Source organism: Flintibacter muris (genome assembly GCF_943192995.1).
In the GTDB taxonomy this organism is placed as follows: Bacteria; Bacillota; Clostridia; order Oscillospirales; family Oscillospiraceae; genus Lawsonibacter; species Lawsonibacter muris.
Window position 1 is genome coordinate 1 of sequence record NZ_CALPCP010000014.1, and the last position, 22,991, is coordinate 22,991.

Consider the following 22,991-nt stretch of genomic DNA (forward strand, 5'->3'; position numbering starts at 1 on the left):
AGGGAAAAGCAATCACTTTGTTGTCTGCCGGTATTGACTTTTATCAGTCCTTTATGGATCTATTTTGCGTGCCTGATTGATTGTTTCAAACAGCTCCCTGCTGGTCTGCTCCTCCAACTCCGTGCTGACCCGGCAGTAAGCAGCTACACGAAGATGACGCAGTTCTATTGGACGATGGTCTTGCGTAGGAAGAATTTCAGTCACCTTTCGCATTCGCACGACCTCCCGCAATTTTCTTCATTATATCAAAGCGAGAGCTTCATGGCAATGTGATTTTGCGGTTCTTTGGAGCGGCTGAGTTTCTCCTGCTGTACCGCCATAAACATCTCGTCAGAAATAATGGCCTCATGGGAGCCGGTATAGAGATACCGTTCCATGAGGCCATTGTTTTCGATCTGGACAGCGCCGGTGCTGAGCGTCTTCTGGAGTAGCACCCGTCCGGTGTATTTTTCATTGGAGAGCAGTTTGTCGATGGCTTCACGATTCCATCTGGGTTTGTCGGTGGGGGAGGGAATGCCCTGCCTTTCCAGACCCGCAGCAATTTTCCCAAGGCTGTCACCAGCAAGATACCGTTCAAATATCCAGCTCACCACCTTGGCTTCGTCCGGATTTATTTCCAGTTCTCCATCAGAATTGATCGTGTATCCATAGCACTTGCGCTTTGCCATTTTGGAGCTGCCGTCCTGAAAGCCTTTCCGGAGGCCGTTCTTAATTGCTTCACTTTTTTGTACCACATTCATTAAAATTTCCTCCTATAAACAAGAATACCGCAGTGAAATCACTGCGGCACAAAGGGTTTATGTGACTATACATAAAAGTTGACAGACCACTCCCTTGGTGTAGTCTGTCAACTTATCATGGTGCGCGAGGCGGGAGTCGAACCCGCACGCCCTTGCGAGCACTGGCACCTGAAGCCAGCGAGTCTACCAATTCCACCACTCGCGCATGGTGCACTCGTTCAGCGCAAGAAAGATGTTACCACATCTAATTCCAGATGTCAACACTTTTCGCAAATTTTTTTATTTTATTTTTTCACATGCCATACATACGAAAAGATGGGATTTTTATCCCTCCGGATATTGACAGTGGTTGGGCGGCTTTGGTATACTAAACGGGCAGCAGGAAGCTGCAAAAGGGCCAGAAGGCCCGCAAATCCAGACAAATCAATTTACAATACGCACCCGGCGCAGAAGGCCCGCAAATCCAGACAAATCAATTTACAATACGCACCCGGCGCAGAAGGCCGGGGCTTGCCAGAAGGCATACCGCAGCGGTATGTCTTTTTATTTTTTGAAAGGTGGAACCAGCCATGACGCTGGAAAAATTTTTTGCGGAAAATCCCCGGGTGGCGCTGGCCTTTTCCGGAGGGGTGGACTCCGCCTACCTGCTGTGGGCAGGCGTCCAGGTGGGAGCGGAGGTGCGGCCCTATTTTGTCAAGACACCCTTTCAGCCCCGGTTTGAGCTGGACGACGCCCGGCAGCTGTGTGACAGCCTGGGCACAAAGCTGACCATTATCCACTTTGACATCCTCACCGATCTCCAGGTGACTGCCAACCCTGCTAACCGCTGCTACTACTGCAAGCGGCGGTTATTCTCCCTGTTAAAGGAGAGGGCGGCGGCGGACGGTTTCTCCCTGCTGCTGGATGGCACCAACGCCTCAGACGAAGGGGGAGACCGGCCCGGTATGCGGGCGCTGGCAGAGCTGGAAGTCCGCTCCCCTCTGCGGGAGTGCGGACTGACTAAGGAAAGCATCCGCTGTCGGTCCAGGGAGGCGGGGCTGTTTACCTGGGATAAACCCTCCTACGCCTGCCTGGCTACGCGGGTGCCTACCAGACGGGCTATTCTCCGGGAGGACCTGGAAAAAGCGGAGGAAGGAGAAATGCTGCTGTCTGGCCTGGGTTTCCGGGACTTCCGCCTGCGGCTGACTCACGGCGGCTGCAAGCTGCAGGTGACAGAAGACCAGTTCCCCCTTGTCCAGGCCCGCCGGGCAGACATTTTGGCCGCCCTGTCCCCCCTCTTCCCTGAAATAACCTTGGACCTGCGAGCCAGAATTTCAATCGACTAAGGAGGTGCTCCATATGGACAACCGGTATGATATTTTACAGCTTCTCCGTCAGGTGGCGGAGGGGGATATCCCCCCTGAGGAGGCTCTCCTCCAACTGAAGCGGGAACCCTTTCAAGACCTGGGCTATGCCAAGGTGGATTTCCACCGCTCCGTCCGTCAGGGGGCGGCGGAGGTTATCTACGGCGCAGGCAAAACGCCGGAACAGATCGCGGGCATTGCCGGGGCTATGGGGGAGCGGGGCTGTCACAACGTCCTCATCACCCGGCTGAGCCGGGAGGCGGCGGATCTTGTGGGAAAAACGGTCCCTCTGGACTACCACCCCGTCTCCCGGCTGGCCGTGGCCTGGCCCGGGGAGACAAAGTCTCTGGGCCACATTGTGGTAGCCACCGGTGGCACCAGCGACATGGCCGTGGCCGAGGAGGCTGCCCTCACCGCCCAGGCACTGGGTAATAAGGTCACCCGGCTGTACGACGTGGGGGTGGCCGGGCTCCACCGGCTGCTGTCCAACCTGGAGCCGCTGATGAGCGCCCGGTGTGTGGTGGCGGTGGCCGGGATGGAGGGAGCGCTGGCCTCCGTCATCGGCGGGCTGGTGGACTGCCCTGTCATTGCCGTACCCACCAGCGTGGGCTACGGGGCCAACTTCGGCGGGCTGTCCGCCCTGCTGGCTATGCTGAATTCCTGCGCCTCCGGGTGCAGTGTGGTCAATATCGACAACGGCTTTGGGGCTGGATATCTGGCCAGTATGATCAATCAAATGGAGGGAATTTCATGAAAACCTTATATTTGGAGTGCAATATGGGGGCCGCAGGCGATATGCTCATGGCCGCGCTGTACGAGCTGCTGGACGAGAAGCAGCAAAAAAGCTTTTTGGACACCATGAACGCTCTGGGTCTGCCCGGCGTGGAGGTGTCTCCCGCCGCCGCAAAGACCGGAGGGATTGCGGGCACTCACATGAAGGTGACGGTCCACGGTCTGGAGGAGCATGAGCACGGCCACCACCACGATGGCGGCCACGAGCACGGGCACAGCCATGAACACCACCACCATCATCACGCCACACCGGGGCACATTGCCGGGATCATCCAGGGGCTGCCCCTGCCCCAGGCGGTAAAGGAGCGGGCCCGGAGCGTCTACGACGCAATTGCCCAGGCGGAGGCACAGGCCCACGGCTGTGATGTGGGGGATGTCCACTACCACGAGGTGGGGGCGCTGGACGCGGTGGCCGATGTGGTGGGGGTGTGCTGCGCCATGGACCTGCTGAACCCTCAGCGGGTGACGGCCTCACCCGTCCACGTGGGCAGCGGGACGGTGAAATGCGCCCACGGCGTTATGCCCGTTCCCGCTCCCGCTGCCGCCGCCCTGCTGGCGGGAGTGCCCACCTATGGCGGAGCGGTCCAGGGAGAGCTTTGTACCCCCACCGGGGCGGCGCTGCTGAAATGCTTTGTCCAGAGCTATGGCCCCATGCCCCTTATGGTGACGGAAAAAATCGGCTATGGCATTGGCTCCAAGGAGTTTGAACAGGCCAACTGCGTCCGGGCCTTTCTGGGGGAGAGCCGGGAGGAGCCCCGGGAGGAGATTGTGGAGCTGGTGTGCAACATAGACGATATGTCCCCTGAAGCTCTGGCCTTTGCCTGTTCCTGCCTGCTGGAGTTGGGCGCCCTGGACGTATACACCACCCCTGGCACCATGAAAAAGGGCCGCCCCGGTCACGTGCTCACCGCGCTGTGTCAGCCCGGCGGGGAGGACGAGTTTGCCCGTCACATCCTGGCCCACACCACTACCAACGGCCTGCGGGTCAGGCGGTGCGGGAAGTACTTTCTGGAGCCCGGCGCGGGCCAGGTCCAGACCCAGTGGGGGCCGGTTCGGGTAAAGCTGGCTCAGGGCTATGGCGTGTCCCACACCAAACCGGAATTTGAAGATGTGGCCGCCCTGGCCAAAGCCAACGGACTGCCCTATCAGACCGTATTCCAGGCCGCCATGGGACAAATCAAAGGGTGAGGCATTGGAAGGGGCGGTCTGCGGCCGCCCGCGATACCCGCAAACCAGACGGGCGGCCATAGGCCGCCCCCATACAGAACAAGGAGTATTTCATGAAAAAAGTCACCCTTTTCCTTCTGGTACTCTCCCTTTTGGCCGGCTGTCAGGCCGCGCCGCCGGAGGACGGCCCTCGGGACAAAACCAGCGTCACCGTGGTCATGCCCCCTACCTCAGAGCCGGAGGCCGGCTTTGACCCCGCCTTTGGCTGGGGGGCGGGGGAGCACGTCCATGAGCCGCTGATTCAGTCCACACTGACGGTAACCAACCCCGATTTGACCATTGGCTATGATCTGGCCACCGGCATGGAGGCCAGTGAGGACGGCCTGACCTGGACAGTGAGCATCCGGGATGATGCAAAATTCACCGACGGAACGCCCCTCACCGCCGCCGACGCGGCCTTCACCTACAACACGGTGAAAACCACCAGCTCGGTGAACGACTTCACCATGCTGGACTACGCCGATGCGGTGGATGACACCACCGTGGTCTTCCACATGACCCGCCCCTTCTCCATCTGGCCCTACACCATGGCCATTGTGGGCATTGTCCCGGAGCACACCTACGATCCAGCCGTCTACGGGTCCAACCCTATCGGCTCCGGACGGTACATTTTAAAGCAGTGGGATCGGGGCCAGCAGGTCATTCTGGAGGCCAACCCGGATTACTACGGCGAACCGCCCCGGATGGAGCGGGTGGTCATCCTGTTTATGGAGGAGGACGCCGCCTTTCTGGCCGTCCAGGCCGGGCAGGCCGACTTGGCCTACACCTCCGCCGCCTATTCCGACCAGAGCGTGAACGGCTATTCCCTGCTGTCCGTCCAAACGGTGGACAACCGGGGGATCAACCTGCCCGTCTGGAACAACGCGCTGACCTCCGATCCGCTGGTTCGCCACGCCATCAATCTGGGGCTGGACCGGCAGGCTATGATTGACCATGTGCTCAGCGGCTACGGCACCCCCGCCTACAGCGTGTGCGACGCAATGCCCTGGTGGTACAGCGCCGCCCAGGTGTCCGACAACCCGGAACAGGCAAAAAATGTTCTGGATTCGGCGGGCTGGCTTCCCGGAGCGGACGGGGTGCGGGAAAAGGACGGGGTGCGGGCATCGCTCACCGTCCACTACGCCGCCGGGGATTCTGTCCGTCAGGGACTGGCTGCCGAGCTGGCAAACCAGCTCAGGGAGCTGGGTATTGAGACGAACATCAAGGGCGTGGGCTGGGACACCGCCTATGACGACGCGCTGTCTAACCCTCTGGTCTGGGGCTGGGGGGCCCACACACCCATGGAGCTGTATAACATCTACCACACTGCCCCTAATTCTGACAGCGCCCGGTACTCCCCCTATTCCAATGCCGCAGTAGACGATCTGATGGAGGCCGCCTTGGCCTGCCCCGGCCTGGAGGAGTCCTATACCCTGTGGCAGGCGGCCCAGGAGGAGATTGCCAAAGACGTCCCTTGGGTGTGGCTGGTGAATGTGGACCACCTGTACTGGGTGCGGGAGGGCCTGGAGATAGCGGAACAGAAAATTCACCCCCACGGCCACGGGTGGTCTGTGGTCAACAACGTAGATCAATGGAGCTGGACATGAGACACCGACTGCAATTTACCGCGAAAAAACTGATCCGCATGGCCTTGCTGCTGCTGGGCGTCAGCCTGACGGCCTTTCTGCTCATGGACGCATCCCCTCTGGACCCTCTCCAGACCAACGTGGGCCAGACCGCTCTGGGCTCCATGAGCTCGGAGCAGATTGCCAGGCTGGAGGAGTACTGGGGTGCAAACACCCCGGCGGCGGAGCGGTATCTAGGCTGGCTGGGGTCGGCCCTGCGGGGGGACCTTGGCGTATCCCTGCTCTACCGCAGGCCGGTGCCGGAGGTTATTGGCCAGCGGCTGGCAAACTCCCTGTGGCTGCTGGTGCTGGCCTGGGCGCTGTCCGGGGCGGCTGGGCTGGCTCTAGGTGTGCTGGCCGGGGCCAGCCGGGGCCGGTGGCCTGACAGGCTGGTCCGGGGCTGGTGCCTGCTCATCTCCAGCACTCCCGCCTTCTGGCTGGCCCTGCTGCTGCTTATGGTCTTTGCCGTGTGGCTGAAGGTGTTACCCGTCGGGCTGTCCGTCCCCATTGGTGCGGCCGCTCCAACCCTGGCGCAGCGCCTGCGTCACGCCCTGCTGCCTGTGCTCACTCTGTCCATCACCGGCGCAGCTAATATCGCCCTTCACACCCGGGAAAAGGTGGTTGACGTGCTGGACAGCGACTACATCCTCTTTGCCAGAGCCCGGGGGGAGAAGCACATTCTCCGCCGCCACGTACTGCGCAACGTGGCTCTGCCCGCCATCACGCTGCAATTCGGCTCCATTGGGGAGATTGTGGGGGGCTCGGTGGTGGTGGAGCAGGTCTTCTCCTACCCCGGACTGGGTCAGGCGGCGGTGGCTGCCGGGCTGGGGGGCGACATGCCTCTGCTGCTGGGCATCACGGTTATCACCGCCGCATTGGTCTTTGGGGGAAATTTGGTCGCCGACCTGCTCTATGGGGTGGTGGACCCCCGCATTCGAAGGGGGGCGGCCAGAGGATGAAAAACCGCCGGAAAAACGCCCTCATTCTGTTGTTTTTTGCATGCTTATTACTGCTTGCTATCACATTGGCCGGGGGCGCACTATCAGAAACGGCTTCTGAGACTAACTTTGCACACAAAAACCTGTCCCCCTGCCCTGCCTACCCCTTCGGTATTGATTGGATGGGCCGCGATATGCTGGCCCGCACTTTGGCGGGGCTGTCTCTGTCCATCCGGGTGGGAGGGCTGACGGCCTGCGTCAGCGCGGCTATCGCCCTGGCCCTGGGAACGGCCTGTGCCCTGTCCGGCGGCTGGGTGGATGACCTGATCTCCTGGCTCATCGATCTGGTGATGGGAGTCCCCCACATCCTGCTGATTATCCTCATCTCCCTGGCCTGCGGGCAGGGCTTTTGGGGGGTGACGGCGGGGGTGGCCCTCACCCACTGGCCCTCCCTGGCCCGGCTGGTTCGGGGGGAGGTCATCCAGCTGTGTGCGGCCCCCTGGTTTCGGATGTCCAGGCGGCTGGGGGTATCCCGGGGCCAACTGCTCCGGGACCACCTGCTGCCCCATCTGCTGCCCCAGTTTTTAACAGGGCTTATCCTCCAGTTCCCCCACGCCATCCTCCACGAGGCCAGCGTCACCTTTCTGGGCTTTGGCCTGCCCCCGGAGAAGCCCGCTATTGGGGTAATTCTGGAGGAGAGTATGGCCTATCTCACCACCGGCCGGTGGTGGCTGGCCCTGTTCCCGGGGCTGACCCTGGTGGCGGTGGTGGCGCTGTTCGCCCTGATGGGAGAGCGGCTGCGCCTGCTGCTGGCCCCGGCCAGCGCTCAGGATTAGGAGGGAGCTATGAAACCGATTCTCACTGTGGAAAATCTGTCTGTCTCCTTCACCCGCTATGGCCGGGGGCTGTCCCGGGTGGAGCTGAACCCCATCCGCCGGCTGTCTCTCGCTGTGGAGCCAGGTCAGGTGGCGGCAGTGGTGGGGGCCAGCGGCTCCGGAAAAAGCCTGCTGGCCCACGCCATCTTCTATCTGCTCCCCCGGAATGCCCGGGTGTCAGGGACGCTGCTCTATGACGGCGTCCCCCTCACCCGTCCGCTGGCCGAAAGCCTCCGGGGCCGGGAGCTGGCCCTGATCCCCCAGGGGGTGACCTATCTGGACCCCATGATGAAGGTAGGCCCTCAGCTCTGCAGGGGACAGCGGGACCAGGCCTCCCGCCTGCGCTGCCGCCAGGCCCTGGGCCGCTACGGACTGGGCCCGGAGGTGGAGGAGCTGTACCCATTCCAGTTGTCCGGCGGGATGGCCCGGCGGGTGCTGATCGCCTCCGCCGTGGCGGGGGAGCCCCGGCTTGTGGTGGCCGACGAGCCCACCCCCGGCCTGGACCTTCGGGCCGCCGGGCGGGTGCTGGGTCACTTCCGGGAGCTGGCCGGTCAGGGCGCGGGGGTGCTGTTCATCACCCACGACCTGAACCTGGCCCTCACCGTGGCCGATAAGATCGTGGTCCTTCAGAACGGGCAGACGGTGGACGAAGTTCCGGCCTGCGCCCTTCAAAAGGGTGAGGGGCTGACCCACCCCTACACCCGGGCTCTGTGGCGGGCCATGCCCCAAAATGCCTTTGACCCCGGTGAGGAGGTGGGCGGCCCATGATTCTGGAGGCGAAAAATCTCACCTTCCGCTATCCCCGCCAGCAGGGGGCGCCCGCGCTGGAACGGGTCAGCCTCACTCTGGAGCCGGGGGAACAGGTGGGCCTGTCCGCCCCCAGCGGGCGGGGGAAGACCACCCTGTGCCGGCTGCTGGCCGGGTGGGAGAAGCCCGACAGCGGCCAGGTGCTGCTGGACGGTCTCCCTGTCACCGGGTATCGGGGGTTCTGCCCCGTCCAGCTGCTGTGGCAGCATCCGGAGGAGGCGGTGGACCCCCTTCTCCACCTGGGTACCACCCTGCGCCAGGCCGGGACAGTGGACCGCGCTGTCCTGGATGGTCTGGGCATTCAGGACAGCTGGCTGGAGCGCTACCCCTCGGAGCTGTCCGGAGGAGAGCTGCAGCGCATCTGTGTTGCCCGGGTCCTGCGGCCCCAGCTGCGCTTTCTCCTGTGTGACGAGGCCTCCGCCATGCTGGACCTGATTACGCAGGCCCGGCTGTGGCAGTTCCTTCTGGCTCAGGCGGAAGCGCGCCGGCTGGGCCTGCTGGTAGTCAGCCACGACACCCAGCTGCTGAAGCGGCTGTGTACCAGGATTCTCAGCTGGAAGGAGCTGACTTTATGACAAAAGGGCGGGCACAGGATGATATCCCACATGATGGCGAAGCCATCGCCGCAGCCCCTGTCTTTGAAAGCGAGGGTATCACCGCCAGAGACGCAGGAGAGGTCGCAGGCAATGTCCAGATGATGTGGCAGACAGTTTGACGCCCTTGTGGTGTGTATCAATTTACACACTGTTCTTCCAAAGAAAAAGCCAGATGCATATGAACATACACATCTGGCTGAGCTTGTCAGAGTAATCTGGTTGTCCCTCACCCTGGCAAAACAGAAAGTCATCTTCTATTGAGAGCTGATTGCAGCAGTGAAACAGTGCAGATCGCTCAGACTGCTTCCACCGTTCGCTCCACAAAAGAGAGCCTGGGGAGGGGAGGCGGTCAGTCTTGAAGCGCCGGAGACACCAGCTTGGAAAGGTTCTCGAGCTGGTTCCGCCCAATGCAGTAGGCATACAGGTGTGTAAGGTCAATTTCATAGCCGTCCTGGAACCGCAGGGCATAGTTATAAGTGGGATAGGTGCGGCCAGCACCACGTCCGGCTCTGTAGTCTTTGCGATAGTATTCCGCTTCCTCCAGTTCCTCGAAAGGGTGCCAACTGGTCCGGATGCCGAGAACATAAGTAGATACGCCGGTGGAGGTGGCCTCGGTCCGGCTGAGGCAGGAGAGCAGAACCGGCCCCCAAAAGAGTGCCAGCCCGGCGGCAATCAGGAGCAGCCCACCTTTCAGTTGGGATATAAAGGGACGAAATTCAATCTTGGATTGGAACCAGTCCCGCAATGCGAAAAACAGGATGTTGAGCGCAATGCTAAAAATGCCGATCTCCAACATGCACACAAGGAAAGCCGCAATTGTGCTGGAGAAACCATAGCGCAGATAAAGGGTGTCAGGTCCCACCAGAAACCAGTGGTGAAGCTGATTTTGGTAGACGAAAACAAACAGGTACAGCGAAAGCGCGCAGCCCAAAATAAGGGCAAGAAAAGAGTATTCCGGCTTTTGAGCTGTATCGATTTTCTGGTCCTCCCACTCCTGTCTCTTCCGCTGGTTGGAAGGGAGGCTGCTGTAAGTGGGCCCTTTCTTTTTCTGGCACCACCAGGCCTGTCTTTTGTCCGCCTTGACGCTGGACTGTTTGGACAACGCGCTGGCCCGCTCCCGCTTCTTTTGGAGCTTTTTCCGCTCCAGGGAAGCGGGAGATTTTTTCCTTGCCACGGCGGTTTATTTAAAGTACTCCGCCCCGCTCTCAAACAGGGGCATGTGCTTCTCGCCGGGGATGTTGACGGCTACGAAGGGCCCGCGGCGCTCCAGGTGGCCCATCTTGCCGAAGACCCGGCCATCAGGGGAGAAGATGCCTTCGATGGCCTCCATGGAGCCGTTGGGGTTAGCCAGGATGTCCATAGTGGGGCGGCCCTCCAGGTCCACGTACTGGGTACCCACCTGGCCCTTGGCGATAAGGTCCGCAATAACGTTGGAAGGGGCCACAAAGCGGCCCTCGCCGTGGGAGATGGGGATGGTGTACTGGTCGCCCACGCTGCACTTGAGCATCCAGGGGGACTGGACGCTGGCCACCCGGGTGGTGACATACCGGCTCTGGTGGCGGCCAATCTGATTGTAGGTCAGGGTTGGGCAGCTTTCGTCCATGGGACGGATCTCGCCGAAGGGCACTAGCCCCAGCTTGACCAGAGCCTGGAAGCCGTTACAGATGCCCAGCATCAGGCCGTCCCGGTGCTTGAGCAGGTCCATGATGGCGTCGCTGAGGGTGCTGTTGCGCAGGAAGGAGCAGATAAATTTGGCGGAGCCCTCCGGCTCGTCGCCGCCGGAGAAACCGCCAGGGAGGATCACCATCTGGGCGTCCCGGATGGCTTTCTCCAGCGCCTGGGCGGACTGGGCCAGAAAATCAGTGGTCAGGTTGCGCACCACCACAATCTCCGGGTCGATTCCGGCGCGGATGCAGGCTCGGGCGGTGTCGTACTCGCAGTTGGTGCCGGGGAAGGCGGGAATCACCGCCTTGGGGTGGGCAGTCTTATGCTTGCAGACGGCGGGGGACCGCTTGTCCCAGGAAATAGCCTGAACTTCTTCAGAACTGCCCGCCCTGGTGGGGTAAACCTCCTCCAGCACACCCTCGTTGAGGACCAGCAGCTCGTCGATGGGGGCAGAGTCGTCCCCTAGCGTGATGACTGGCTCCTTAGTGGTAAAGCCCAGCGGTTCGGCACCGGATTCGTTGATTTCCTCGGTCAGTTCAACTACAATGGCGCCGGGCCGGCCGACGCAATGCCAGGGAGTGGCGTAATTGTGCTCCACCCCTTGGAACCCAATTCGGTTGCCGAAGGACATGTTCATAATTGCCGCCGCCGGACTAGTCTGCTGGTCCAGCGCCCAGGCGGCTTTGACCTTGCCCAGCTTGTGGAGCTTGGCGAGACGTTCCCAAGCGCCGATGACGGCAGATGACCAGGAGATATCAAGGTCTTCATCCGCAAAGAGATAGACCGGATGTCCTGCTTCTTTAAACTCAGGCGTGATAATCTCACCCGCCTTGACGGGAGCAATCGCAAAGGAGATAAGGGTGGGAGGTACATCCTTGTCCAGGAAGGAACCGGACATGGAATCCTTGCCGCCGATGGCGGCGCAGTTGAATTTTAACTGCGCGTGCAGCGCGCCCAACAGAGCCTGGAAGGGTTTGCCCCAACGCTTGGGGTCGTCCCGCAGCTTTTCAAAAAACTCCTGGAAGGTGAGATAAGCCTTTTTATAATCTGCTCCAGCGGCCACCAGCTTGGCAATGGAGCTGATTACGGCATCATAAGCGCCCCAGAATGGATTGCGCGACATATCGTCCGGGTCACAGCCCCAGGCCATGACGCTGGCCTGGTCGGTCTCCTGCCCCGGCAAAACGGGCAGCAGCGCCGCCATGGCCTGGGCGGGGGTGGTCTGGGTCTTGCCGCCGAAGGGCATGAGGACGGAACCCGCGCCAATGGAGCCGTCGAACCGCTCAGTCAGTCCCCGTCGGGAGGCGCACTGGAGGCTGGAAGCCATTTCACGCAGGGAAGTAAAACGCTCCCCGGATACTTTGCCGCCCCGGTCCGCTTGAACCTTGGCGTGCTTCACCGCGCCGTTGGTATTCAAAAAGGCCCGGGACAAATCGGCGATTTTCTGCCCCTTCCAATACATGACCATCCGGGGGCTCTCGGTGACCACGGCCACCTGATAGGCCTCCAGGTTTTCTTTCTCGGCGGCGGCAATGAACTGAGCCGCATCCTCGGGGGCGACCACCACCGCCATGCGCTCCTGGCTCTCGGAGATGGCAAGCTCGGTGCCGTCCAGGCCGTCGTACTTTTTGCGCACGGCGTCCAGGTCGATCTCCAGGCCGTCGGCCAGCTCGCCGATAGCCACCGACACGCCCCCCGCGCCAAAATCATTGCACCGCTTAATCAGCCGGGTGACCTCCCCGTCCCGGAACAGCCGCTGGATTTTCCGCTCCTCAGGGGCGTTGCCCTTCTGGACCTCGGAGGCCATGGTGGTCAGCGACTTCTTGTTGTGGCTCTTGGAGGAGCCGGTGGCCCCGCCGATACCGTCCCGGCCGGTGCGGCCTCCCAGAAGGATGACCACATCCCCGGGGGCGGGGCGCTCCCGGCGCACATTCTCCGCCGGGGCCGCGCCCACAACCGCGCCGCACTCCAGCCGTTTGGCGATATAGCCCTCGTGGTAGACCTCGGCCACATGGCCGGTGGCCAGACCGATCTGGTTGCCATAGGAGGAGTAGCCCGCCGCCGCCGTCTGGCACAGCTTGCGCTGGGGCAGCTTGCCCTCCAGGGTCTGGTCAAAGGGGACCCGGGGGTCCCCCGCGCCGGTAAAGCGCATAGCCTGGTGGACGTACACCCGGCCGGACAGGGGGTCCCGGATACAGCCGCCGATACAGGTGGCCGCGCCGCCGAAGGGTTCAATTTCGGTGGGATGGTTGTGGGTCTCATTTTTGAACATGAGCAGCCAGTCCTGCTCCTCGCCGTCCACCTGGGCGGGGACGTGGATGGAGCAGGCGTTGATCTCCTCGCTCTCATCCAGTTCAGGGAGCAGGCCCCGCTTTTTCAGCACCTTGGCGCCAATGGTGGCAATGTCCATCAGGGTCTGGGGCCGCTGAGCCGCCTTCTCCTGGCCGTAGACCTCCACCCGGGCGGCCAGATACCGCTCGTAGGCGGCTTTTACATCGGGGTCGTTGATGGTAATTTCGTCCAAATGGGTGGAGAAGGTGGTGTGGCGGCAGTGGTCAGACCAGTAGGTGTCCACCACCCGCACCTCGGTGATGGTGGGGTCCCGCTTCTCCTCGTCCCGGAAATAGGTCTGGAGGAATTTCAGGTCGTCAATATCCATAGCAAGCCCCAGCTTGTCCAGCAGGGCGGACAGGGCTCCCTCGTCCATGGAGATAAAGCCGTCCACCGTGCCCACCCGGTCGGGGATGGCGTGCTCCCGCACCAAAGTCTCGGGCTTGTCCATAGACGCCTCCCGGCTCTCCACCGGGTTGATGAGAAAGGCCTTGATCTTGTCCAGCTCCTCCTGAGACAAAGCGCCCTCCAGGAAATAGACCTTGGCATAGGCAATGAGGGGCCGCTCCACCCCGGCCATCAGCTGGATGCACTGGGCGGCGGAGTCCGCCCGCTGGTCAAACTGGCCGGGCAGGGCCTCCACGGCGAAGCAGACCCCCGCAATGCGGGGCATGGGGAAGTGCTCGTCGTAGACCACGTCCACCTGGGGCTCAGAGAAGACAATGTCCTTGGCCCGCTCGTAGACCTCACGGTCAATCTGATCAGCGTCATACCGGTTCAGAATGGTCACATTGTGGAGGGTGTGGATTCCCAGCTGCTCCCGCAGCTGTTTGCACAGCCCCTGGGCCTCCACGTCGAAGCCCTCTCTCTTTTTGGAATAGCAGCGGTAAACACTCATGTCGGTTCCTCCATTATTTAAAATGTATGGGCGGCCTGCGCCGCCTGTTTCTCTTTTCAGGCGGCCACAGGCCGCCCATACGGACATCACTGAACGGTCCAATTCTCCAGCTGATAGAACACATTTCCCCGCACCGGCGACAGTCCGGACAGCTGGCCCCACTGGGTGAGGACGGAGCCGTTTTTGAACAGAATGGGGACAATGGGGGCCTCCTCATTCAGCAGGGCAAAGAGCTGGCTGGCACACAGGGCCTTGTCCTCAGCCGCCCCCTGCATGGCGGCCAGGAGGGAATCCGCCTCCTCGGCCCACCAGCCGCCATAGTTGAGAGCTCCGGCGGAGGAAAGCAGAGGTGCCAGGTCAAAGCCGGCGGTAAATACCGTCTCCCCCAGGTACAGGTCAAACGCTCCCCGGCTCAGGGCGGCGGTGTAATCCTCAAAGGGCAGCTGCTGCAAATCCACCGCGAAGCCGGCTGCCTCCAGCTGATAGGCAATCAGCTGGGCGGCGGAGGTCTTGGCTACATTTTCGCTGTTTACCAAAAAAACCAGCTGGCTGCCCTGGAGCCGCAGTTCCTCCATCTGAACCGCCAGCCCCTCCGGATTGTAGACCAGGGGGGCGTCCCCCGGCTGATACAGGGCGCTGGCCGGATGGACAGGCAGAAGGGTAGAGATGGCGTGGTTAGAATAGGCGGTGGTGGCAATGGCGTCCCGGTCCACCGCCAGGGAGACGGCCCGCCGGGCGGCGGCACTGCGGAAGGGACCCGTCCGGGTGTTGAAACCCAGGTAGAGGAAGTCGGTGGTGGGGTAATCCCAGGCCTGGTAGTTGCCGCCGTAGCCCATGGCGTTGGTGGCCATCAGGTCCACGTCCACCAGCGAGATCGCCCCACCGTCAAAGGCATAGATCAGCTCGTCGCTTTTGCTTACCCCCCGGAGGAGGATGGCAGAGGCGGGGAGGGTCTTGTCCCGCTGCCACCAGCCCTCCCGGGTGGTGAGGCAGCTGCCGTCCTCTGAAAGCACATAGGGCCCGGTGCCGACTGGGCGGTCCCCATCCCCCAGGGCAATGGGGATGTCCAGCAGCACAGGCAGAGAGCCATTGGCCCGGCGGAGGGTAATTGTGAGCTGATAGGGGGCCTCCTCCGAAGAGGAGACAGAAACAACGTCGGCCAGCCGCTCCTGATAGCGGCTTCCGGCGGAGCGGGCCAGGTTCAGAGCGTCCGCCGCCTCCCGGGCGGTGAGGGGGGTACCGTCGGAGAAGGTGACTCCGGAGCGCAGAGTGAAGGTCCACACCAGCTTGTCCTCACTGGCGGTATAGCTTTGACACAGCAGGGGCTGGGCCTGGAAGGAGGCGTCCACTGTGAACAGGCTCTCGTAGAGCAGGGAGGCCAGCGTCAGATTGGCCCGGTTGCCGGCCAGAGTGGGGTGAAGGCTGTACGCCGGATAAAAAGCCAGGGTAAAGGGAACGGGCTCAGGGGGCGGAGCCTCCTCCTGGCTGGCGTCCGCAGAGGAGGACCCGGCCGCGGAGCCGGAGTCCGCAGGGGGCGCTTCACCGCCGCAGGCGGCAAGGGTGAGGAAAAGCGCGGCGGTCAGGACAGAGGCGAGCAGTTTTTTCATGGGTATCTCCTTGTTACAGCAGCTGGATCATAGCGGCCATGCTGCCCCGCTGGCTCCCCTGGACCCGGTGGGACCAGAAGGTGTCTAACTCGCAGGCGGTGCAGGCGGAACACAGGGCAATGTGCTCCGGGCGCAGCCCCACCTCTTGCAGCATATAGGCGTTGATCCCCTTCAGATCCACGGAGAATTTTCCTTCTCTGGACAGAGGACGGATAAAGGGCTCCGCCCCCTCCCCCAGTCCAGAGCGCAGGCCGTCTGGGACGTCGGCGTGGGTTTCAAAGCAGCATGGGCCAATCCCTGGACCGATAGCCGCCAGAATGTTTTTTGCCTGACAGCCGTAGTTATGGACCATAGCCGCCGCCGTCCAGGCGGCGATCTTGGCGGCAGTCCCCCGCCAGCCGGCGTGGGCGGCAGCGGCGCACCGGCGCACCGGGTCGTAAAGCAGGATGGGGATGCAGTCCCCGGAGAAGATGGTCAGACAGACACCGGGCTCTACGGTAATCAGACCGTCGGCCTCATAGGTGCCGGGGGCCTCGGGGCAGTCCATCACGTCCGCCCGGGTGACCGGACGCACCTGGCTGCTGTGAATCTGATGGTTTTTCACCAGCGCGTTGGGGTCGGCACCGATCGCGGCACAGAACCGGGTGAAATTTTCACGGACATTGGCCGGGTCGTCCCCCCGGTTGGCCCCCAGGTTCAGGCTGTCCATGGGCGCAGGGGACACGCCCCCCAGCCGGGTGGAGAAACCGTGGGCCGCTCCCGCCCAGGCGGGATCCGGACAGGCATAAAAAAGGACGCCACAGCGCTCCAGCTTTGTAATCTCCATGACATCTCCTCCGGCAGTCTCTTATTTTCAGCGGTTTCCCGCCCTCTGGGCGGGAAACCAGCTTTGTCTTATTTTAGCCTAAAACCTGGCAAAAGACAACCCATAACAAAGGAGAATTGGAGTATATTTTTCAGGTCGCTCAGGGCAAATTGCCTCAAAGCTGCTCCAGCTCCCGCAGGGTGTCGTCAATGGTTTTCTGGGGCAGATAAATGGATGCCATCTCCGCCAGCTGGTCCAGAGAGAGTGTGCGGGCCGCGCTTACCATGGGATGCTTCATAAACCGGCCGAAGCGGCGCTGGAACACAGCTTTGGATTTGGGATTGTCCAGAAGTTCGCCTACTGTGATCTGCTTATTGCGTAAGTCCATGTAGTTCACCTCCAGAACAGTCTATGCTGATAGTGCCCCGGCCTTGACAGCAGATCAACAGTATTTACAGCGGATCAGATTTGCTGTTATACTGATTCTTAATAAAACGATGTAATCTTTTTATCAAGAAACAGTATTATGTCCAGTTGGGGCCAAAAAACACCTCTACAGACCTGATATCAACCTTGTCAACCTGAGGTTGACAAGGTTCCAGCTTTCTTTTCTTGCCAAATAGGGCCGGTTTTGGTATGCTGAACGTAAAAGGAGGGAACTGATATGTCATTAGGAGAACGCATCGCCCTGGCCCGGAAAAAGGCGGGGCTGTCTCAGGAGCAGCTGGGGGACAAGCTGGGGGTATCCCGCCAGGCGGTGAGCAAGTGGGAATCGGACCAGACCAACCCGGACGTGGCCTATGTGGCCCAGATGTGCCGGCTGCTGGGGGTGTCCTCTGACTGGCTGCTGCTGGGGGAGGAGTCCGCCCAAAATGCCGCCCCGGAGCGGTGCCCCGGCTGTCAGGCTATCGTCAGCGGACTGGACCAATTCTGCCCCAACTGCGGACGCAATTTAAAGAGCGGTCCGCCGGAGGGCTACAGCATACTTTTAAAGGCCGCCTTCTACACAATGCCCAATCCGGCGGCGGATCTGCTTCGCCTTTCCCAAAGCGGACAGTTTCCCCCAAATTCCCCTCTGGCCAATCCCATATCCTATGAGGAGGCCCTGGATTTAACCGCATCAGCCCCCTTGGTTTTGGGCCGGGGACTTTCTAAAGAACAGCTGTTCTCCGCCTGGGATGCCATAATTTATCCCAACAATTTCCTTTTCTTTAAGGATAGTGACGAGGAAGACCCACGGGTGCTGGCCCACTATCCCGGATTAAACCCCAGCACTTTGATAAGCGCTTCGCCAAGGGAGCCGATGTCTTTCGGTATGATGGTCCTGGCCGTCATTCTGGGTGTTGTGGGTGCTGTTATTCTCCTCATGTTTCTATGAGAGAAAAAGGCTTTGACCTGGCTGTCCTCCTGGCGGCCGGAGGGTTTTACCTGCTGAACCGCCTGTGGGTGGCCGGCGGTCCGGCGGGCTGGTTTCTGTCCTGCTACGCCAACGACATCTTCGCCGGGGCGGCCATCGCGGCCTGGACCGATCTGCTGCTCCGCCTGGGCCGCCTGCCCCCGGTGCGCTCCTGGAGACAGACCGTCCCCCTGCTGCTGGTGTGCGGTTTTGTTTGGGAAGTGCTTGCCCCGATGTGGAAAACAGGGGCCGTCTTCGACCCCTGGGACTTTGCCGCCTATCAGGCCGGGGGCCTGCTCTGGCTGATGGGACAAAAAACCTTCCGCAGTAAACAAACGCAAAAATCCTGACAAATGGGCAGGGGCCCCTGCAAATCATCTGTAGGGGACGCCGCCCTCGGCGGCCGCTGGCCGCATTTTTGAAGATTGCTATAAGAACCTGTATTCACAGGCGTTGAACGCCGTCTGGCCGGGTCTTTAGCCGCCCCTGCCGCGTTAAAAAATCTTGAAATACATCCAGTATTCCTGCGATTTTTTGCCTTGCAGGCCGGCAAAATCCCTCGCCCATCCGGCGTCCTCCGCCTATGAATACAGGTTCTAAGGGCTTCAAATGCTCCGGCTGTATCGATATTGCCGGCGGTACTCCATAGGGCTGACGCCCTCCACCCGGCGGAAGCACTGGGAGAAGTAGCTGGGAGAGGAAAACCCCAGCATTTGGGCAATGAGGGACAGGGAGTGGTCAGTCTCCCGAAGGAGGAAGCGGCTCTCCTCCACCCGCCGGGAGATCAGGTAGCTGATGGGGGAGGTGCCGAACTCCCGGCGAAAGGTGTGAGCCAGATAGTATTTGTTCACATGGGCCAGCTGTGCCAGCTGGTCCAGACTCAGATCCTCCTTAAAATGGTTGTCGATATACCGCCTTACCAGGCCGCACTCCCGGCTGGCCCTGGGGCTGGAGGCCTCCGCGCCCAGGGTCAGGTCCCCCTGACGGCTCAGGCAAACCAGCACCACCTCCAGCAGGTGACGGCATACCTCCTCGTGGCCGGCCTGGCCCTCGCTGGCCTCATGGAGCATCAGGTCCAGGCAGCTGTGCAGCTGCCGCCAGCCGCTGTGCAGATGGAACATGGAGTAGCCCTCTGTCCCTCCCATGGCCTCCAGCCCCTCCACCCCCAGAACAATGTATTCCAGGGGACTGTCCATCTGGCTCAGCTCGGTGTGGAGCACGTTGGCGTTGACGATAATCAGATCGTGGATGGCCACTGGAAACTCCTCATGCTGGGTGCGGAATCTGCCGTGGCCGTCGGTGATAAAGAACAGCTCGGCGCAGCCGTGGGTGTGCAGGTTGGAATTCCACTCCTGGGAGTACTGCGCTTTGGAGATATAGCTCAGCCGGAGGGTCCTGGGGCTGGAAAACTCAGGGCCGGTTTGAGGAAGGGTGTACTGTGTACTGCTCAAGGCAAACGCCTCCCGTTCTGCGCAATTTTGCGAAAATGTGTGGGGACGAACTCTCGATTCCATTATACCTCCACCTAAAAAATTGTGCAACTTTTAAATTCCGGCGCCATTTTCTCCGTCCGATTTCGGCGCTGTTTCGACAGACTGCCATCCCTTTGCCGGAGCGAATTATAGATTATCGCAAAAGCATCCGGGGTTTTTATGAAAAAATGTACAAAATTGCAAAAAAGCAATATATCTAAAGAGTTGCGCAAGAATCGGGCTGTTATCCGGGGCGGGGCGCATATATACTTATGAGCATAAGGCCGTTGCTTTGGCCAAACGCGTATGCCCAACCATTTGAGGAGGTTAGAAACGATGAAAAAGATTCTCAGCTTGCTCCTTGCATCCGCCATGTCCCTGTCCCTGCTGGCCGGCTGCGGCGGCGCACCCCAGACGCCTGCCCAGTCCAGCAATCCGCCCGCCAGCTCCAGCTCCAGCCAGAACGGCTCTGAGCCCTCCGCCCCCGCCGGCCCCATCAAGGTGGCCGCCCTGTCCTCCGGCTACATTGACGCCTACCCCGACATGTGGAAGGAGGTCTGCCAGGCCTTCACCGCCGAAACCGGCATCGAGGTCACCCTCACCCTGGAAAAAAACCTGGAGGACGTGATCGGTCCCTCCATGCAGGGCGGCGACTACCCCGACGTGGTGCTGCTGGCCACCGGTCGTGAGAAGGGCCTGACCGAGCAGTTTATCAAGGATAAGCTCATTGCCGACATCACCGACGTGCTGTCCATGACCATCCCCGGCGAAAGCGCCACCGTCAGCAGCAAGCTGATCCCCGGCTTTGTGGGCACCAACGCCACCAACCCCTACGGCGACGGCAAGACCTACCTGGCCCCCATGTTCTACTCCCCCTGCGGCCTGTTCTACAACGCCAACCTGCTCAATGAGAAGGGCTGGACCGTCCCCACCACCTGGGACGAGATGTGGGAGTTGGGCGACAAGGCCAAGGCCGAGGGCATTGACCTGTTTACTTACCCCACCACCGGCTACTTTGACGCCTTCTTCTACGCCCTGATGTACTCCGTGGGCGGCGCTGACTTCTTCAACCAGGCCACCTCCTACGCCGAGGGCGTGTGGGATACCGCCGAGGGCCAGCAGTGCTTTGACATTGTGGCCAAGCTGGCCGAGTACACCGCCAAGGTGACCCCCGCCCAGGCCAACGAGAGCGACTTCAGCCAGAATCAGCAGCTGATCCTGGACAACAAGGCCCTGTTCATGCCCAACGGCACCTGGATCGTGGGCGAGATGGCCGACGCTCCCCGTGAGGACGGCGACGCCTTCCAGTGGGGCATGACCGCCCTGCCCGCCGCCAAGGCCGGCGGCGCCGGCGCCAGCTACGCCTTCCTGGAGCAGATCTGGATTCCCTCCGGCGCGCAGAACGTGGATGCCGCCAAGCAGTTTGTCGCCTATATGTACAGTGATGATGCCGCCGATATCTTCCTCAAGGGCGGCGCGGTTCAGCCCATCAACGGCATTGTTGACAAGCTGGAGGGCGACAACGTGATGTTCTACTCCATCTATGACAACGGCGCCAACGCCGTGGTAGGCATTTTCTCCGCCTACGCCTCTGTGGCCGGTCTGGGCACCGTGCGTGAGGTCTTCTTCGATCCCGTCAACGGCCTGGTCAGCGGCAACGTGACTAAGGACCAGTGGATTGCCGACATTAAGGCCGCCAGCGACCAGATGCGGGAGAATCTGGTGTAATAATAATCGCAAGTCTGATTCAATAGTCTGTCATGCAGGCGGCGGTGAGTGTGATCTGCTCACCGCCGCCGCTGTTTCAGCGAGAAAGGAGCGATTTCATGCGCAGCAAAGGCCGCAGCCGGTTTATCTTTTTGTGTGTTGCCCCGGCGGTCATCCTGTTTTTCCTCTTTATGGTTATGCCCACCATCAATGTCTTCCGCATGTCTCTCTTTGAGCGGGGGGCCTACTCCCCCACCGAAACCTTTGTGGGGCTGAACAACTTTAAGGTCCTGTTCAAGGACACCAAGTTTATCACCTCCATGCAGAACACCATCCTGCTCATTGTCACTGTGACTATCATCACCTTTTTCTTTGCCATTGTCTTCGCGGCCATCCTCACCCGGGAGAAGATCAAGGGCCAGAATTTCTTCCGCATTGTCTTCTACATCCCCAATATCCTGTCCATTGTGGTCATTGCCGGTATTTTCTCCGCCGTCTACAAGCCGGAGAACGGCATGCTGAACAGTATCTTCTCCCTGTTCGCCGGGCGGGAGGTTATGGTGCTGTGGAAGGACCAGCCTATGGTGATTGTCAGCATTATCATTGCCATGGTGTGGCAGGCCATTGGCTACTACATGGTCATGTACATGGCCTCTATGTCTGCCGTCCCCGCCAGCCTCTATGAGAGCGCCGGGCTGGACGGCGCGGGCCGGGTAAAGCAGTTTTTCCAGCTCACCCTGCCCCTGATCTGGACCAATATCCGCACCACCCTCACCTTCTTCATCATCTCCACCATCAATATGGCCTTCCTGTTTGTCAAGGCCATGGTGGCCAAGGGCTCTTCCGACGTGGCTCTCAGCTTCATGTACAACCAGAAGGACGCCGGACTCTACGGCTACTCCATGGCCGCCGGCGTGGTGATCTTCCTGTTCTCCTTCCTGCTGTCCGCCCTGGTCAGCAAGGTGACGGAGCGGGAAGTGCTGGAAATGTAAGGAGGGACGGCTATGAATACAACAAAAAAGACCTCCTCCGGCGAGACGCTGTATAAGGTTTTCATCTATGTGGTGCTGGCCATGCTGGCCATTGTCATCATAGTGCCGGTGGCCTGGGTGTTCCTGGCCTCCGTCAAGCAGAACAGCGAGTTCTACGGCAACCCCTGGACCCTTCCCGCCTCCTTCTACTGGCAAAACTTTGTGGACGCCTGGAACGCCGCCAGCATGGGCAGCTACATGCTCAACTCGGTGATTGTCACTGTGCTGTCCCTGGCCATCCTGCTGGTGGTGGCTCTGCCCGCGGCCTACTGCCTGTCCCGCTTCCGGTTCCGGGGGGGACGGTTCCTCAACCTGGCCTTTATGGCGGGGCTGTTCATCAACGTGAACTATATCGTGGTGCCCATCTTCCTGATGATGCGGGACTGGGACAGCTGGATGAACTACTTTTTCGGCAAGACTATCTTTTTGAACAACCTGCTTATGCTGGCTGTCGTCTACGCCGCCACCGCCCTGCCCTTCACCATCTATCTGCTGTCGGGCTACTTCGCCACCCTCCCCCACGACTTTGAGGAGGCCGCCTACATTGACGGCGCGGGCTACGGCCAGGCCATGATCCGGGTGATCTTCCCTATGGCCCAGCCCTCCATTATCACCATCATTCTGTTCAACTTCCTGTCCTTCTGGAACGAGTATATCATCTCCATGACCCTGATGAGCAGCTCCACCGGACAGAAGACCCTCCCCGTGGGTCTGCTCAACCTGATGCAGGGTCAGCAGTCCAAGGCGGAGTTTGGCATTATGTACGCCGGACTGGTGCTGGTGATGCTGCCCACTCTGATTCTCTACATGTGCGTGCAGAAGAAGCTGACCCAGGGCATGACGGTGGGGGGACTGAAGGGATAACCCCGCCGAAGGGGCGGCCTGTGGCCGCCCGCGACCCCGGGGACTGATAACCCCCTACACACAGCGCATTTGAAATGAGGTGCATTTATGAAATTCTGGAAAGAGCACACCAGCCTGCGGGTGACGCTGATCGCCCTGTTCTTCTTTGTGGGGCTGGGGCTGGTCATCTACGGCTGGACCCTGACAGGCAAGCTGTCCGGCCTGGGGCTGATGATTGTGGGTGTCATCCTGCTGCTGGCCGCCCTGATGATCTACAACAAACCCTTCGAGACGGAAAAACGCAAGCTGTAAAG

23 protein-coding genes and 1 tRNA gene are annotated in these 22,991 nt (G+C 60.7%); 15 read left to right on the forward strand and 9 right to left on the reverse strand.

The genetic code is table 11. The features are described 5' to 3' along the window. Positions 1-51 precede the first annotated feature (51 nt). The 3 genes from NFS22_RS11950 to NFS22_RS11960 form a co-directional block, all read right to left on the reverse strand. Positions 52-213: a hypothetical protein gene (locus NFS22_RS11950; RefSeq protein WP_251317986.1), complete on the reverse strand. Its 162-nt coding sequence runs from the start codon at positions 211-213 to the stop codon at positions 52-54. A 32-nt stretch (positions 214-245) separates the two neighbouring features. Further along, positions 246-740: a recombinase family protein gene (locus tag NFS22_RS11955; protein WP_251317987.1), complete on the reverse strand. Its 495-nt coding sequence runs from the start codon at positions 738-740 to the stop codon at positions 246-248. Positions 741-858: 118 nt separating this feature from the next. Continuing rightward, positions 859-945 (reverse strand) — tRNA-Leu (locus NFS22_RS11960). Positions 946-1,309: 364 nt separating this feature from the next. Here NFS22_RS11960 and larE point away from each other — a divergent pair. The 9 genes from larE (at position 1,310) to NFS22_RS12005 (ending at position 9,041) form a co-directional block, all read left to right on the forward strand. Continuing rightward, a complete protein-coding gene (gene larE / locus NFS22_RS11965; protein WP_251317988.1) occupies positions 1,310-2,065 on the forward strand; it encodes an ATP-dependent sacrificial sulfur transferase LarE in 756 nt (251 codons plus the stop codon). A gap of 13 nt (positions 2,066-2,078) precedes the next feature. Continuing rightward, positions 2,079-2,837 carry a nickel pincer cofactor biosynthesis protein LarB gene (larB, locus tag NFS22_RS11970; RefSeq protein WP_251317989.1) on the forward strand — a complete coding sequence of 253 codons (759 nt, stop codon included), beginning with the start codon at positions 2,079-2,081 and terminating at the stop codon, positions 2,835-2,837. Beyond that, positions 2,834-4,063: a nickel pincer cofactor biosynthesis protein LarC gene (larC, locus tag NFS22_RS11975; protein WP_251317990.1), complete on the forward strand. Its 1,230-nt coding sequence runs from the start codon at positions 2,834-2,836 to the stop codon at positions 4,061-4,063. The genes larB and larC overlap by 4 nt, the downstream gene beginning before the upstream one ends. A 92-nt stretch (positions 4,064-4,155) precedes the next feature. Then, positions 4,156-5,688 carry an ABC transporter substrate-binding protein gene (locus NFS22_RS11980; RefSeq protein ID WP_251317991.1) on the forward strand — a complete coding sequence of 511 codons (1,533 nt, stop codon included), beginning with the start codon at positions 4,156-4,158 and terminating at the stop codon, positions 5,686-5,688. Continuing rightward, positions 5,685-6,665: an ABC transporter permease gene (locus NFS22_RS11985; protein WP_251317992.1), complete on the forward strand. Its 981-nt coding sequence runs from the start codon at positions 5,685-5,687 to the stop codon at positions 6,663-6,665. Before NFS22_RS11980 ends, NFS22_RS11985 begins: the two co-directional genes overlap by 4 nt. Then, positions 6,662-7,480 (forward strand): ABC transporter permease, encoded by an 819-nt coding sequence (locus tag NFS22_RS11990; protein WP_251317993.1) that lies wholly within the window; start codon positions 6,662-6,664, stop codon positions 7,478-7,480. Before NFS22_RS11985 ends, NFS22_RS11990 begins: the two co-directional genes overlap by 4 nt. Positions 7,481-7,489: 9 nt before the next feature. Further along, on the forward strand, positions 7,490-8,287 hold the full coding sequence (locus NFS22_RS11995) for an ATP-binding cassette domain-containing protein (protein WP_251317994.1): 798 nt from the start codon (positions 7,490-7,492) through the stop codon (positions 8,285-8,287). Beyond that, positions 8,284-8,901: an ABC transporter ATP-binding protein gene (locus NFS22_RS12000; RefSeq protein WP_251317995.1), complete on the forward strand. Its 618-nt coding sequence runs from the start codon at positions 8,284-8,286 to the stop codon at positions 8,899-8,901. Before NFS22_RS11995 ends, NFS22_RS12000 begins: the two co-directional genes overlap by 4 nt. Next, positions 8,898-9,041 carry a hypothetical protein gene (locus NFS22_RS12005; protein ID WP_251317996.1) on the forward strand — a complete coding sequence of 48 codons (144 nt, stop codon included), beginning with the start codon at positions 8,898-8,900 and terminating at the stop codon, positions 9,039-9,041. Before NFS22_RS12000 ends, NFS22_RS12005 begins: the two co-directional genes overlap by 4 nt. Positions 9,042-9,271: 230 nt before the next feature. Here NFS22_RS12005 and NFS22_RS12010 read toward each other — a convergent pair whose 3' ends face one another. The 5 genes from NFS22_RS12010 to NFS22_RS12030 form a co-directional block, all read right to left on the reverse strand. After that, entirely contained in the window at positions 9,272-10,096 is an 825-nt protein-coding gene (locus tag NFS22_RS12010) for a hypothetical protein (RefSeq protein WP_251317997.1), read from the reverse strand. Positions 10,097-10,102: 6 nt separating this feature from the next. Beyond that, positions 10,103-13,816: a phosphoribosylformylglycinamidine synthase gene (locus tag NFS22_RS12015; protein ID WP_251317998.1), complete on the reverse strand. Its 3,714-nt coding sequence runs from the start codon at positions 13,814-13,816 to the stop codon at positions 10,103-10,105. Positions 13,817-13,902: 86 nt separating this feature from the next. After that, positions 13,903-15,423 (reverse strand): ABC transporter substrate-binding protein, encoded by a 1,521-nt coding sequence (locus NFS22_RS12020; protein ID WP_251317999.1) that lies wholly within the window; start codon positions 15,421-15,423, stop codon positions 13,903-13,905. A 13-nt stretch (positions 15,424-15,436) separates the two neighbouring features. After that, on the reverse strand, positions 15,437-16,249 hold the full coding sequence (gene pgeF / locus NFS22_RS12025) for a peptidoglycan editing factor PgeF (RefSeq protein ID WP_251318000.1): 813 nt from the start codon (positions 16,247-16,249) through the stop codon (positions 15,437-15,439). A gap of 154 nt (positions 16,250-16,403) precedes the next feature. Continuing rightward, positions 16,404-16,616, reverse strand: coding sequence for a hypothetical protein (locus NFS22_RS12030; protein ID WP_251318001.1), 213 nt, complete (start codon positions 16,614-16,616; stop codon positions 16,404-16,406). A gap of 276 nt (positions 16,617-16,892) precedes the next feature. Between NFS22_RS12030 and NFS22_RS12035 the strand changes: the two genes are divergently transcribed. Both NFS22_RS12035 and NFS22_RS12040 read left to right on the forward strand, forming a co-directional pair. Further along, positions 16,893-17,606, forward strand: a complete 714-nt coding sequence (locus NFS22_RS12035; RefSeq protein ID WP_251318002.1) for a helix-turn-helix domain-containing protein — start codon at positions 16,893-16,895, stop codon at positions 17,604-17,606. Next, the gene (locus tag NFS22_RS12040; RefSeq protein ID WP_251318003.1) at positions 17,603-17,974 is read left to right on the forward strand and encodes a hypothetical protein; all 372 of its coding nucleotides are present in this window, start codon (positions 17,603-17,605) and stop codon (positions 17,972-17,974) included. Before NFS22_RS12035 ends, NFS22_RS12040 begins: the two co-directional genes overlap by 4 nt. Positions 17,975-18,229: 255 nt before the next feature. Here the strand turns inward: NFS22_RS12040 and NFS22_RS23730 are convergent, their stop codons facing one another. After that, positions 18,230-19,075, reverse strand: coding sequence for an AraC family transcriptional regulator (locus NFS22_RS23730; RefSeq protein WP_277614767.1), 846 nt, complete (start codon positions 19,073-19,075; stop codon positions 18,230-18,232). A gap of 357 nt (positions 19,076-19,432) precedes the next feature. On the opposite strand from NFS22_RS23730, the gene NFS22_RS12055 reads away from it, so the two are divergent. The 4 genes from NFS22_RS12055 to NFS22_RS12070 all read left to right on the forward strand — a co-directional run bounded on the left by NFS22_RS12055 (position 19,433) and on the right by NFS22_RS12070 (position 22,989). Next, on the forward strand, positions 19,433-20,824 hold the full coding sequence (locus tag NFS22_RS12055; RefSeq protein WP_251318004.1) for a carbohydrate ABC transporter substrate-binding protein: 1,392 nt from the start codon (positions 19,433-19,435) through the stop codon (positions 20,822-20,824). A gap of 98 nt (positions 20,825-20,922) precedes the next feature. Next, entirely contained in the window at positions 20,923-21,795 is an 873-nt protein-coding gene (locus NFS22_RS12060) for a carbohydrate ABC transporter permease (RefSeq protein ID WP_251318005.1), read from the forward strand. Positions 21,796-21,807: 12 nt separating this feature from the next. Then, the gene (locus tag NFS22_RS12065; protein WP_251318006.1) at positions 21,808-22,698 is read left to right on the forward strand and encodes a carbohydrate ABC transporter permease; all 891 of its coding nucleotides are present in this window, start codon (positions 21,808-21,810) and stop codon (positions 22,696-22,698) included. An 87-nt stretch (positions 22,699-22,785) separates the two neighbouring features. Next, positions 22,786-22,989: a DUF6903 family protein gene (locus NFS22_RS12070; RefSeq protein ID WP_251318007.1), complete on the forward strand. Its 204-nt coding sequence runs from the start codon at positions 22,786-22,788 to the stop codon at positions 22,987-22,989. Positions 22,990-22,991 lie beyond the last annotated feature (2 nt).

Coding starts and splice junctions, on each gene's coding strand:
- NFS22_RS11950 (WP_251317986.1), bottom strand. CDS start 213: ATGCGAAAGGTGACTGAAATTCTTCCTACGCAAGACCATCGTCCAATA.
- NFS22_RS11955 (WP_251317987.1), bottom strand. CDS start 740: ATGAATGTGGTACAAAAAAGTGAAGCAATTAAGAACGGCCTCCGGAAA.
- larE (WP_251317988.1), top strand. CDS start 1,310: ATGACGCTGGAAAAATTTTTTGCGGAAAATCCCCGGGTGGCGCTGGCC.
- larB (WP_251317989.1), top strand. CDS start 2,079: ATGGACAACCGGTATGATATTTTACAGCTTCTCCGTCAGGTGGCGGAG.
- larC (WP_251317990.1), top strand. CDS start 2,834: ATGAAAACCTTATATTTGGAGTGCAATATGGGGGCCGCAGGCGATATG.
- NFS22_RS11980 (WP_251317991.1), top strand. CDS start 4,156: ATGAAAAAAGTCACCCTTTTCCTTCTGGTACTCTCCCTTTTGGCCGGC.
- NFS22_RS11985 (WP_251317992.1), top strand. CDS start 5,685: ATGAGACACCGACTGCAATTTACCGCGAAAAAACTGATCCGCATGGCC.
- NFS22_RS11990 (WP_251317993.1), top strand. CDS start 6,662: ATGAAAAACCGCCGGAAAAACGCCCTCATTCTGTTGTTTTTTGCATGC.
- NFS22_RS11995 (WP_251317994.1), top strand. CDS start 7,490: ATGAAACCGATTCTCACTGTGGAAAATCTGTCTGTCTCCTTCACCCGC.
- NFS22_RS12000 (WP_251317995.1), top strand. CDS start 8,284: ATGATTCTGGAGGCGAAAAATCTCACCTTCCGCTATCCCCGCCAGCAG.
- NFS22_RS12005 (WP_251317996.1), top strand. CDS start 8,898: ATGACAAAAGGGCGGGCACAGGATGATATCCCACATGATGGCGAAGCC.
- NFS22_RS12015 (WP_251317998.1), bottom strand. CDS start 13,816: ATGAGTGTTTACCGCTGCTATTCCAAAAAGAGAGAGGGCTTCGACGTG.
- NFS22_RS12020 (WP_251317999.1), bottom strand. CDS start 15,423: ATGAAAAAACTGCTCGCCTCTGTCCTGACCGCCGCGCTTTTCCTCACC.
- pgeF (WP_251318000.1), bottom strand. CDS start 16,249: ATGGAGATTACAAAGCTGGAGCGCTGTGGCGTCCTTTTTTATGCCTGT.
- NFS22_RS12030 (WP_251318001.1), bottom strand. CDS start 16,616: ATGGACTTACGCAATAAGCAGATCACAGTAGGCGAACTTCTGGACAAT.
- NFS22_RS12035 (WP_251318002.1), top strand. CDS start 16,893: ATGTCATTAGGAGAACGCATCGCCCTGGCCCGGAAAAAGGCGGGGCTG.
- NFS22_RS12040 (WP_251318003.1), top strand. CDS start 17,603: ATGAGAGAAAAAGGCTTTGACCTGGCTGTCCTCCTGGCGGCCGGAGGG.
- NFS22_RS12055 (WP_251318004.1), top strand. CDS start 19,433: ATGAAAAAGATTCTCAGCTTGCTCCTTGCATCCGCCATGTCCCTGTCC.
- NFS22_RS12060 (WP_251318005.1), top strand. CDS start 20,923: ATGCGCAGCAAAGGCCGCAGCCGGTTTATCTTTTTGTGTGTTGCCCCG.
- NFS22_RS12065 (WP_251318006.1), top strand. CDS start 21,808: ATGAATACAACAAAAAAGACCTCCTCCGGCGAGACGCTGTATAAGGTT.
- NFS22_RS12070 (WP_251318007.1), top strand. CDS start 22,786: ATGAAATTCTGGAAAGAGCACACCAGCCTGCGGGTGACGCTGATCGCC.